The following is a 10,867-nucleotide window of genomic DNA, read 5'->3' as shown; positions in this document are numbered from 1 at the left end:
AAGTCCCCAATATCTTTGAATCATTAGAGTGCTTTTTTAAAACTAAATAACTATACAAGGGCAAAAAAGCAAGTGGTCACTTTTGACTCGTAAGTGGTTACGAGGCCAGGCCCACTTGCTTTGCTTTTTACAAAATAAAGAAGATAATTCCCCAGATGAGCCCACAGGCATAGCCAACCAGAACATCCTTGGGATAATGAACGCCACCCAAGACTCGGACCAGACCGAGAAAAGCTGATAAGACCAATAAAATCAAGCCCACAGGCAGATTTGCGTGCAGACAAGCCATGGAAATGATGGTTGCCGAAAAGACATGGCGGCTGGGCATTGAATTCCCAGAGCTATCCTTGTCTAGTAGAGGGACAATTCCCCAAGTTTCATAAGGGCGTGGTTGATTGATCCACTTACGAACTAGCGTCAATAGAACAAAGCCAAAAGCTGGCACCATGATATAAGCAGCAAGTTCTTGTCCCAAGCCCTTGTTCATAAAAGCTGTCCCCAACAAGGTCAAGTAAGCTAGGGGCATCAGAACTGTCATCATGCGATTAAAAACTCGCATCAATTGTAATAGCTGTGGATGTTGAAGGAGACTTGATTTCCTTTTATCATACCACTCTTGATAGTTTTTCATGTCTATTTCTCATACTTTTCTAGGACCTGCTGGGCTGTTTTCCCCTTAGCAAGCCAGTCCACTAATTTGTCCAGACGACGGATTTCTTGCATCAGAGGATCATCAATTTCCTCAATACGAACCCCGCAAACCTTCCCTGTAATCGCAATCCGTTTAGGTGCATAAGACGGTGCCTGTCGAAAAAAATCTCCGTAGGTAAGGTCCCTATCCAGACAAACGAGAATGTCACTCACCTCATAACCTGTCAGCCAACTGGTCACTTGGTGAACGGACTCTGCCCTTCCACCCTTTCGCTCAACCTTTGCAATCAAGGCTGGATAGACGGCAGAAAATTTCATATTGTATAATTTTTGACTCATACTTTCCTCTTTCTATTATACCAGTATAAAGAAGAAAAAGAAGGCCGTCAAGCCTTCTTTGGGTTTATTCTTCTACTTCATCTTCTGTAAATTGACTATTGTAGAGGTCAGCATAGAAACCACCCTGAGCCATAAGCTCTTCATGATTGCCTTGCTCGATGATATTTCCATCTTTCATGACAAGAATCAAATCAGCATTACGAATAGTTGACAAACGATGGGCAATGACAAAGGACGTACGTCCCTCCATCAAACGGTCCATGGCTTTCTGAATCAACTCCTCTGTACGTGTGTCGACTGAGGATGTCGCTTCATCAAGAATCAAGAGCGGAGCATCCTTGAGAAGGGCACGAGCGATAGTCAAGAGCTGTTTCTGTCCGACTGACAAGGTCACTGTATCATCCAAAACAGTATCGTATCCATCAGGTAAGGTTGTGATAAAGTGGTGGATCCCTACTGCTTTGGCAGCTTCAATCACGCGCTCATCACTAATACCAGTTTGATTGTAGATAAGATTGTCACGAATGGTTCCTTCAAAGAGCCAGGTATCCTGCAAGACCATTGAAAAGGCATCGTGCACTTCTGAACGTTTCATCTTCTTGGTATCCACACCATCAATGCGAATGCTTCCCTTATCAATCTCATAGAATTTCATCAAGAGATTAACAATAGTCGTCTTCCCAGCTCCAGTTGGCCCGACAATAGCGACTTTTTGCCCTGCACGAGCTGTCGCAGAAAAGTCATGAATGATGGTTCGCTCAGGAGTGTAACCAAAGGAAACTCGGTCAAAGACAACTTCACCCTTCATACCAGTCAATTGTGTTTCCTTATGAGATTCGTCTTCCATCTCAGCTTCACTTAGAAATTCAAAGACACGGGTCATAGCTGCACTGGCTTGCTGTAAGCTGGTAATCCCTTGGGCAATCTGTGATAAGGGTTGCGAGAAGGTACGAACATAAACCATGAAGGCTACGATGATACCAATACTGATATGTCCTTCAAGAGCTAGGACTGCACCGACGATGATTACCAAAACATAGCTAAAGTTTCCAACAAAGATCATTGCTGGCATCATGATTCCAGAAATAAATTGAGATTTCCAAATACTATCATGTAGGTCTTGATTCAATCCTGCGAATGTTTCTTTAGTGGTGTCCACAGCGTTATAGCTGGTCACCACATTGTGGCCAGAGTACATTTCTTCCACATAGCCGTTTACGGCTGCTAAATTATTTTGTTGGGCTTTAAAGTAACCCTGGGACTTAGCCATAATCACTGAAACCGCAGCAAATCCAACAAGAGTTGAAACAACTGTTACCAATGCCAAAATCCAGTTCATCCCAAACATGGTAATCAAAACAGCAATCAGTAGAAAGCTAGCTGAGAGCACTGTTCCCAGACTTTGGTTGAGGGACTGAGCCGCCGTATCAACGTCATTGGTTACACGAGAGAGAGTATCTCCTTGAGAATGACGGTCAAAATATCCAAGAGGCAAGCGATTGATTTTTTCAGCAATAGCTGTTCGCAAACGTTTTGAAAAATGTTGGATACTCGTTGAAAAAATATAGGCTTGCGTATAGTTTAGGAGAATACCAATCACATATAGGATGACCAAAAAGCTAGCAATACTTGACACAGCCTCTAGGTCAATTCCAGTCATCAAGCCATCTGAAATCAAGTTGGTGATTTCCTTAATCTTAGTTGGTCCATAAACCGTGATGATGCTTGAACATACAGCCGCCACAACCGCAACTAGTAGAGGAAGTTGGAGACCTGCTAGAAAAGGTTTATATTGTTTCCAAAAGGACATCTTCTTATTTTCCATGTTCCAATTCCTCCTTCGATAGTTGTGAATAGGCAATTTCTTGGTAAACTTCGTTGGTCGCAAGAAGTTCCTTGTGGGTGCCTTGTCCCACGACTTTACCTTGATCCAATACTAAGATCAAGTCAGCATCCATAATTGTTGAAATACGTTGGGCAACAATCAACTTGGTCATAGATTGGGTTTTTTCAGCTAGTTCTTGGCGCAAGATACGGTCTGTCTTGTAGTCCAAGGCTGAGAATGAATCATCAAAAATGAGAATCTCGGGCTTACGAGCCAAGGCACGCGCAATGGCCAAACGTTGTCTTTGTCCTCCTGAGAAGTTGGTCCCACCTTGAGCCACTTCTGAGTTTAGGCCTGCTTCCTTATCCTCGATAAAATTCTTAGATTGAGCCAATTCCAAAGCTTGCCACATGGCAGTCTCACTTAGTGGCGTTTCTTGACTCTTACCAAAGTCGAGATTCCCCTTGACATCTCCTGAGAAGAGGACTGCTTTTTGTGGGATATAGCCGACTTTATTACGCAAATCTTCCAGGTCATAATCCTGAACATTGACGCCATCTACCAAGATTTCTCCATCTGACACATCGTAAAAACGAGGTATCAAATTAACTAGGGTAGATTTACCAGAACCAGTTGAGCCGATAAAGGCAATGGTTTGACCAGCTTCTGCCTTGAAGCTGACATGTTCCACAACTGCTTCTGAGTTTTTAGAGTAACGGAAGGTTACATCACGGAATTCCACTTGACCTTGAACAGAAGAATCTGCCGTCTGTGGGTGACTAGGATTTTCAATAGAAGAATGCAAGTCCAGCACTTGATTGATACGTCCTGCAGAAACCAAGGTACGAGGAAGAACGATAAAGAGAGCACCCATGAGCAAGAAGCCCATTACGACTTGCATGGCATAGGACATAAAGACTACCATATCACTAAATAGTGGTAGACGCTCTATCAAACTAGCATCGTTGATGAGATAGGCCCCAATCCAATAAATAGCCAAGATCAAACCACTGGAAATTGCCTGCATAATTGGGTTCATAATGGCCATTAAGCGACTGACAAAGAGATTGAGTCGTGTGACCTCATCATTAGCTTCTTCAAATTTCTTATCTTGGTAATCCTCAGCATTGTAAGCACGAACAACCCGAATCCCAGTCAAACTTTCACGGGTGATGCTATTGAGTTTATCTGTCAATTTTTGGATGACAGATTGTTTAGGAAAGGCCAGAGTCATGAGAACAGTTGTCATCAGAACATTGACGATAACGGCCACCACTACTGCCCAGATCCAGTATTCAGACTTGCCAAGGATTTTCCCAATAGCCCAAATAGCCATGATTGGTCCGCGAGTGACCACTTGGAGTCCCATGGTAAAGAGCATCTGAATCTGCGTGATATCATTAGTCGTCCGAGTCAATAGACTGGGAATTGAAAAACGTTTAATTTCTGTCTGGGAGTAATCCAAAACACGATTAAAAATATCGCTTCGTAGATGAGCCGTATAGGATGCTGCAACTCGAGCGGCAAAAAATCCAACTGTTACAGATGATAGGAAGGCTAAGAATGACAAACCCATCATCTTAGTTGCTGGCGACCAAAGGTCTCCCAACTCCGTACCTGGTGTTCCGAGTAATTCTGTTATTTTTGAAACGTAAGTCGGTACTTCTAACTCTAGATAGACCGAGCAACAGGTAAAGAGAACAGTTATTAGAATCATGCCCCACTCTTTTCCTGTGATACGCTTAGCGAGTTTCTTCATTCTTACCTCCTATTTTTTCTACATTTGCTTGTAGTTGGCCCATGACTTCTTCAAAAATAGCGAGATTCTCTTCGGAAATGCCATCAAGCAAACTACGGTTCATTCGATCAAAGAAAGACTTGATTGGCTTCATCTGAGAGCGTGATTTATCCGTCAATCGAACGTACTTGGCTCTCTTGTCATTTGGACTCACTTCCAATTCCACCAAACCATTTTGTACCATACGCTTCACTAGATTGCTGGCGACTGACTTGGTGATATTGAGTTCCTGCTCAATATCCTTGATTAACACCGCCTGTTCAGACTCCTCACGATAGTCTAAAAATCGTATAACTTGGCCCTGCGGTCCGCCCATAAATTCAATACCACAACGTTTTGCTTCCTGTTGCACCATAAGGTGAACCTGATGACCAAAACGTTTAAAAGCTAACATTGGCTTATCCATGATTTCCCCCTTCTAAACAAAATAGTTCTCATAAGAACCAATTGGTTTTTATGAGAACTATTTTATCACTTTCAAATAGGATGTCAAGAAAAAAGTTTCCAGGAGAACTATTTTATTTAAAATTGACATTAGGGCTTATTTTATCTATAATAAACACTATCTTACACGGATAAGATTCCAGCCTGACTAGAAATGAGAAACCCACAAATGAAACAAAAAGAAGAGAAAATCTTAGGAATCATTGCCATCATCTTTGGAGCCCTGGCGCTTCTTGGTTCTTGGATACCTATCGTCAACATCCTATCATTTTTCCTTGCCATTGCCACTTTGATTTTAGGAGTTTTTGGTATTGCCATCAATCTCAGAAACCGTAAAATATTGGCTATCATCGGGACAACCTTAGGTCTTATTTCCATTGTCCTCGTTTTAATAACTCAAGTTCTATCTACTAATATCTTTACTGATTTCGCCAGAACCTTTAGTCACCCCTATAGAAACATCACTTCTTCAACTGATACTGAGGATTATGGTGAACTTCCTGATAGTAGTATAGGCGAGGAAGATGACGAGGAGGATACTGAATACTTCACTTGGAGCCAGGAACAGTTCGATGCCTTGGTAGAAGGGGATACTTCTGATAGCGGGAAAGGTGGCAGCAACTACAAAGATATTATCAGGAAACACGGAATCCCAGATTCAGAAACAGATTCAGTTATGGGAGACTATGAAATAAAAAGAATCACCTATCTCTCCATCAGTTCAGATCCTAAGACAGTTGTGCTCACGTTTGTTAAGCAGGAAAATGGCCAGTTTCTTCTAATCCGTAAATTTGCTGTCGGACTGGACCGAAAAGAACAATCTGATTCTGGAGTGAAAGTTTAACATAACTAAAAAGGTACTGGGAATTGCAATCGGTAGACCAAGTCTCGATTTCTAAATCCCAACACCAGGATATTTCCACAATCCATTGGATTATGGACAATTATAGATTGCTAATAACGTTTTGAGCAAAAGAGATTTTCGTCTCTTTCCTGCCCTTTTGTCATCACAAGATAAACAAACCCCTTGAAAATATTGAATTTTCAAAGGGGTTATTTTTATTCTTAGAATCCGTCTACGTTTGTGTAGATTTTTTGTACGTCTTCGTCGTCTTCAAGGACTCCGTAGAGTTTTTCAAATGTTTCCAAATCTTCACCTGACAACTCAACTTCTGATTGAGGAATCATTTCCAATTCAGTTACTTGGAATTCTTCAATACCAGATTCACGCAAAGCAACGATAGCCTTGTGAAGATCAGTTGGAGCTGTGTAAACAGTGATTGTTCCTTCTTCTGCTTCTACATCGTCTACATCGACATCTGCTTCAAGCAAGAGTTCAAAGATAGCGTCAGCATCTTCACCTGCAAAGACGATAACACCTTTGTTGTCAAAGAGGTAAGATACAGAACCTGAAGCTCCCATATTTCCGCCGTTTTTACCAAAAGCAGCACGAACATTCGCAGCTGTACGGTTGACGTTTGAAGTCAAAGTATCAACGATCAACATAGAACCATTTGGTCCAAATCCTTCGTAACGTCCTTCTGTAAAGGTTTCGTCTGTGTTTCCTTTTGCCTTATCGATAGCCTTATCAATAACGTGTTTTGGCACTTGCGCTTGTTTGGCACGATCGATAACGAATTTCAAAGCAGTGTTTAGTTCTGGATCTGGCTCACCTTTTTTAGCTGCTACATAGATTTCTACACCAAATTTTGCATATACTTTAGAGTTAGCTCCATCTTTAGCCGTTTTCTTAGCTACGATATTGGCCCATTTACGTCCCATTAGGAATCTCCTTTATTCACATTTTAATCTTTCTTATTATAACACAAGTCTATCCGATTTTCACTAGAGGAAACGGATTTTCTTTTGTAAATCAAGCTAGGATTTCCCGCCAGTAGCCAAGAGTTTTTTGCCTTCTTTGATCCATGGATGTTTGGAAAGCGAGAAGTAAAGTTGGGCAGTCATAACTAGCCAGAGAAGAGGCTCACATAGAATCACACCTGTATAACCTGTCCAAGGAATAATCCAAGCCACAAAAATAATTTTCCCAAACAACTCGATAAAGCTTGATACGAGAGGTAGGAACTTTTGACCTAGCCCTTGTAAGCTATTTCTATAGATCAATAAAAGACTCAAAAATGGATAGAATACAGAACTGATGCGTAAGTACAAAGTCCCGTTTTCAATCAGATAACCATCTGTCGAACTTGCTAGGAAAGAAACTAGGCTAGGACTTGCAAAAAATAGAAATACACATGCAAAGCTTGCCCAAGCCATACTGATATAACTCCCTAGTCGAAGACCGTGGACAATGCGATCTGGACGTTTTGCACCAAAGTTTTGAGAGATAAAAGTCGTCATCGATGCTGAGATAGCCGTCATTGGCAATAAGGCAAAGGCCATGATTCGGCGTGCTGCTGTCTGAGCACTGATTATGACTGCTCCAAAACTATTGACAGAGGATTGCAAAATAACACTTCCGACAGAGACGATTGAACCCATCAAGCCCATGGCTAGCCCCTGTTCCAAAAGATCGACATAGAGGGCCTTATTCCATTTAAAATCCTTCAACCTAGGAAGGAGCTCTGGAACACTCTTTCGGATATAGAGATAACAAAGGATAGCTGACAAACCTTGCGAGATAATAGTTGCAAGACCAGCAGACTGCACCCCCAACTGCAATTGCGTAATAAAATATAAATCCAGAATGACATTAACGATGGCTGAGAAAATAAGAAAACCAAGCGCAGCAAGACTATCGCCAACAGAGCGTAGCAAACCTGCAAAAAGATTATAAGCAAAGCTCACTCCCACACAGCTAACAATCATGGAGATATATTCATAGGACTGAGGGAGAATTTCTGCAGGTGTTTCTAGGTACTGTAAGAGTGGATAAAGACCAAAAAAGCCCATCAACATGACAAGCACACTCAAGATAATCCCTAAAATCCAAGTTGCTGCGACAGCTTCCTTAATCTTTTCAAAATTACGAGCGCCGTAGAGACGTGCAATAACAACACCCATCCCATTTCCAACACCGAGGGCAAAGCCGATAATCAAATCAAAAATGGCTGTCGTTGCTCCGACTGCCGCCAAGGAATCTTGCCCTAAAAAACGCCCAACAATCAAGATATCAGCCGTATTGTAAAGTTGCTGAAAGATATTGGACAGTAGAATCGGTAATGCAAAACTAATTAGCGCGGGAAGGATGGGACCATGAATCAGGTCCACCGTTGATTTTTTATTCATAAGGCTATTATATCAGCTTTCCAGTAGGGGAACAAGGGAGTTTGGATAAGAAAGCGTTGCCTAGATACAAACAATCTGGTATAATCGTGACAGAAAAGGAGGCCATGTATGAGCTTAACCAGCCAGTTAATTACAGATGTATTCCCAGACCTTAAGAAAGTTGACCAATTAAACAAGGAAGCCTTTCCTGAAGAAGAACGGGTCCCTTTGGAAGAATTTTTAAGTTACCAGGATAGAGATGATGCTCACTTTTTCGCTTTCTATAACGAGGAAGAATTTGTCGGCTTCGCTTTTGCCATTTCCAACCAAAAAGCTTTCTACATTAGCTTTTTTGCCATTATGCCCCATCTCCGTAGTCATGGATACGGGAGAGAAATCATTGAAAAACTCATTGATTTTTACCAACGTACCATGATTCTTGAAGTGGAGCGGTTGGACGAAGATTGTGATAACCTCGAACAACGAAAAGCCCGCATGGACTTCTACCTACAAAACGGCTTCAAAACAGCCAATGCTTTTTTGGAGTACGAAGGTCTTAGTTTTGAGATTCTATATCGTGGCGACCACTTTGATGAAGAAGCCTATCGGAATATCTTCCAAAAATTACAAGAAGAAAATTATTTTGACTTCCACATCGAGTACCGTCGTTTTAGTGAACACTAATCTAGATTGAAACCTTGAATCTCCATTAAAGATTTGTAATTTTCTCTATAACCGATATGCAATCACCTGTCGTAGGTGATTTTTTATTTTTCCTAAATAAGATGAAAATTTGGAAAAAACTATTCTCGCATATCACAAATAAGAGGCTGGGACAAAAATCCTAGCCTCTCAATTGTCTTTGGATTATCGAGCAAGACGCAGTGGTTGAGTGGGCTCTACTACGCTGATTTCATCAGCTTTTACAGCCCTACTCAACTGTGCGGAGGTGGGACGACGAAATCGAATTCTAACGAATTACCGATTTCTGTCCCACTCTCTTATCATGATTTGTCTCATAAAGATGCACTAAGTTTACGCTTCTGTTCCAGCTTCTGGCATGATGAGCCAAAGAATGAGGTAAGCAAGAATTCCTGAACCACCTAGCAAAGTGAAGAGGATCCAAAGTCCACGAACAAGTGTTGCATCAATATCTAAATAGTCAGCAAGACCTGCACAAACACCTGCAATTTTTTTATCTTGAACATTGCGAACTAAACGTTTTTCCATACCAACAGTCTCCTTAGCATTACTTTTATTTTCAATTTGTTTTATCATCAAATCAAATCTTTTTCAATAGTATTTCTACTTTTTATCTGAAGATGCTAGTTTTAGCAATTTTTAAACTCTCATTGTTTCAGTTCCTTAGTCCAAAGAACAGAAAAAGTGGGGATTCCTCCGCCACTTTTACTTTTTAATCTTCAATTTCGATTTCAAGATCATCGCCAAGGTCAAGAGTTACTTCTTGATTAGCTACTTCTACTTCGGGAGCCTTTACTTTTTCATCGGCTACCGCATCGGCTTCAATCAAGCCAAACTTGACACGAACTTGGTGGTCAATCTCGTCAAAGACTTCTGGGTGATCTGCCAAGTATTTCTTAGCATTTTCAGAACCTTGACCAATCTTTTCGTCTTTATAAGAGTACCATGCTCCTGCCTTCTTGATGATGTCAAGATCACTTGCAATCTTCAAAAGCTCACCAGTTCTTGAAATTCCTTCACCATACATGATTTCAACAAAGGCTTCTTTGAATGGTGGAGCCACCTTGTTTTTAACAACCTTAATCTTGGTTTCCTTACCTACGCTCGTATCTTTTTGGTCACCAGTTCCCTTGATTTGTGTGCTTCCACGAACATCCAAACGGACAGAAGCGTAGAATTTAAGGGCACGTCCACCAGGAGTTGTCTCTGGATTACCAAACATAACCCCTACTTTTTCACGTAATTGGTTGATGAAGATAGCAATTGTCTTAGTCTTATTAATAGATGCCCCGAGTTTACGCATAGCCTGGCTCATCATACGAGCTTGAAGACCAACGTGGCTATCTCCGATATCTCCATCGATTTCTGCACGAGGTACAAGGGCAGCAACTGAGTCGATAACAACAAGGTCAACTGCACCTGAATCAATCAATTTCCCAGCAATTTCAAGACCTTGCTCCCCTGAGTCTGGTTGTGACAAGAGCAATTCATCGATATTAACACCAAGCGCTGCTGCATAGGCTGGATCAAGAGCGTGCTCCGCATCGATAAAGGCTGCAATTCCGCCTTCTTTTTGTGCTTGTGCTACAGCGTGAAGGGCAACCGTTGTCTTACCAGATGATTCTGGACCGTAGATTTCAATGATACGTCCCTTTGGATAACCACCTGATCCGAGTGCGATATCAAGAGCCAAAGAACCTGAGCTCATCACTTGGACCTTTTGCTCTGCACGTTCCCCCAAGCGCATGATTGAACCCTTACCAAAGTCTTTTTCAATCAATTTAAGGGCATCGTTTAGGGCTTTTTCACGATCAGCACCAAATTTTTTGCCAATTTCGTCTAATTTTTTTGTTGGTTTTTTCGCCATTTTATTCTCCTGT

At 41.5% G+C, this 10,867-nt stretch carries 11 protein-coding genes; 2 read left to right on the top strand and 9 right to left on the bottom strand.

Annotated elements, in window-relative coordinates:
* Positions 1-127: 127 nt before the first annotated feature.
* From RQ973_RS01420 to RQ973_RS01400, 5 genes are all read right to left on the bottom strand, one after another.
* Entirely contained in the window at positions 128-631 is a 504-nt protein-coding gene (locus RQ973_RS01420; RefSeq protein ID WP_311522514.1) for a phosphatase PAP2 family protein, read from the bottom strand.
* A 2-nt stretch (positions 632-633) separates the two neighbouring features.
* Entirely contained in the window at positions 634-990 is a 357-nt protein-coding gene (locus RQ973_RS01415) for a DUF2200 family protein (protein WP_311522513.1), read from the bottom strand.
* A 64-nt stretch (positions 991-1,054) separates the two neighbouring features.
* The gene (locus tag RQ973_RS01410) at positions 1,055-2,815 is read right to left on the bottom strand and encodes an ABC transporter ATP-binding protein (RefSeq protein WP_311522512.1); all 1,761 of its coding nucleotides are present in this window, start codon (positions 2,813-2,815) and stop codon (positions 1,055-1,057) included.
* On the bottom strand, positions 2,805-4,574 hold the full coding sequence (locus RQ973_RS01405) for an ABC transporter ATP-binding protein (protein WP_311522511.1): 1,770 nt from the start codon (positions 4,572-4,574) through the stop codon (positions 2,805-2,807). Before RQ973_RS01405 ends, RQ973_RS01410 begins: the two co-directional genes overlap by 11 nt.
* Positions 4,558-5,019 carry a MarR family winged helix-turn-helix transcriptional regulator gene (locus RQ973_RS01400; RefSeq protein ID WP_311522510.1) on the bottom strand — a complete coding sequence of 154 codons (462 nt, stop codon included), beginning with the start codon at positions 5,017-5,019 and terminating at the stop codon, positions 4,558-4,560. The genes RQ973_RS01405 and RQ973_RS01400 overlap by 17 nt, the downstream gene beginning before the upstream one ends.
* A gap of 207 nt (positions 5,020-5,226) precedes the next feature.
* On the opposite strand from RQ973_RS01400, the gene RQ973_RS01395 reads away from it, so the two are divergent.
* Positions 5,227-5,901 carry a CD20-like domain-containing protein gene (locus RQ973_RS01395; RefSeq protein ID WP_311522509.1) on the top strand — a complete coding sequence of 225 codons (675 nt, stop codon included), beginning with the start codon at positions 5,227-5,229 and terminating at the stop codon, positions 5,899-5,901.
* Positions 5,902-6,122: 221 nt separating this feature from the next.
* Here RQ973_RS01395 and RQ973_RS01390 read toward each other — a convergent pair whose 3' ends face one another.
* Both RQ973_RS01390 and RQ973_RS01385 read right to left on the bottom strand, forming a co-directional pair.
* Positions 6,123-6,839 carry a YebC/PmpR family DNA-binding transcriptional regulator gene (locus RQ973_RS01390; RefSeq protein WP_045762594.1) on the bottom strand — a complete coding sequence of 239 codons (717 nt, stop codon included), beginning with the start codon at positions 6,837-6,839 and terminating at the stop codon, positions 6,123-6,125.
* Positions 6,840-6,935: 96 nt separating this feature from the next.
* Positions 6,936-8,306 (bottom strand): MATE family efflux transporter, encoded by a 1,371-nt coding sequence (locus tag RQ973_RS01385; protein ID WP_153224553.1) that lies wholly within the window; start codon positions 8,304-8,306, stop codon positions 6,936-6,938.
* A gap of 108 nt (positions 8,307-8,414) precedes the next feature.
* Here RQ973_RS01385 and RQ973_RS01380 point away from each other — a divergent pair, with 108 nt between their 5' ends.
* Positions 8,415-8,969, top strand: coding sequence for a GNAT family N-acetyltransferase (locus RQ973_RS01380; protein WP_153224554.1), 555 nt, complete (start codon positions 8,415-8,417; stop codon positions 8,967-8,969).
* A gap of 351 nt (positions 8,970-9,320) precedes the next feature.
* Here the strand turns inward: RQ973_RS01380 and RQ973_RS01375 are convergent, their stop codons facing one another.
* Positions 9,321-9,515, bottom strand: a complete 195-nt coding sequence (locus RQ973_RS01375; protein WP_075229618.1) for a PspC domain-containing protein — start codon at positions 9,513-9,515, stop codon at positions 9,321-9,323.
* A 184-nt stretch (positions 9,516-9,699) separates the two neighbouring features.
* On the bottom strand, positions 9,700-10,854 hold the full coding sequence (gene recA, locus RQ973_RS01370; RefSeq protein ID WP_311522508.1) for a recombinase RecA: 1,155 nt from the start codon (positions 10,852-10,854) through the stop codon (positions 9,700-9,702).
* Positions 10,855-10,867: the final 13 nt, after the last annotated feature.

Origin of the sequence: uncultured Streptococcus sp. (assembly GCF_963511325.1) — a bacterium.
In the GTDB taxonomy this organism is placed as follows: Bacteria; Bacillota; Bacilli; order Lactobacillales; family Streptococcaceae; genus Streptococcus.
The sequence above is the reverse complement of the archived record's forward strand: the minus strand, read 5'-3'. Positions and strand labels throughout refer to the sequence as shown.

Excerpts from the sequence above, each read along its gene's own strand:
- RQ973_RS01420 (WP_311522514.1), bottom strand. The coding sequence starts at position 631 with ATGAAAAACTATCAAGAGTGGTATGATAAAAGGAAATCAAGTCTCCTT.
- RQ973_RS01415 (WP_311522513.1), bottom strand. The coding sequence starts at position 990 with ATGAGTCAAAAATTATACAATATGAAATTTTCTGCCGTCTATCCAGCC.
- RQ973_RS01410 (WP_311522512.1), bottom strand. The coding sequence starts at position 2,815 with ATGGAAAATAAGAAGATGTCCTTTTGGAAACAATATAAACCTTTTCTA.
- RQ973_RS01405 (WP_311522511.1), bottom strand. The coding sequence starts at position 4,574 with ATGAAGAAACTCGCTAAGCGTATCACAGGAAAAGAGTGGGGCATGATT.
- RQ973_RS01400 (WP_311522510.1), bottom strand. The coding sequence starts at position 5,019 with ATGGATAAGCCAATGTTAGCTTTTAAACGTTTTGGTCATCAGGTTCAC.
- RQ973_RS01395 (WP_311522509.1), top strand. The coding sequence starts at position 5,227 with ATGAAACAAAAAGAAGAGAAAATCTTAGGAATCATTGCCATCATCTTT.
- RQ973_RS01390 (WP_045762594.1), bottom strand. The coding sequence starts at position 6,839 with ATGGGACGTAAATGGGCCAATATCGTAGCTAAGAAAACGGCTAAAGAT.
- RQ973_RS01385 (WP_153224553.1), bottom strand. The coding sequence starts at position 8,306 with ATGAATAAAAAATCAACGGTGGACCTGATTCATGGTCCCATCCTTCCC.
- RQ973_RS01380 (WP_153224554.1), top strand. The coding sequence starts at position 8,415 with ATGAGCTTAACCAGCCAGTTAATTACAGATGTATTCCCAGACCTTAAG.
- RQ973_RS01375 (WP_075229618.1), bottom strand. The coding sequence starts at position 9,515 with ATGGAAAAACGTTTAGTTCGCAATGTTCAAGATAAAAAAATTGCAGGT.
- recA (WP_311522508.1), bottom strand. The coding sequence starts at position 10,854 with ATGGCGAAAAAACCAACAAAAAAATTAGACGAAATTGGCAAAAAATTT.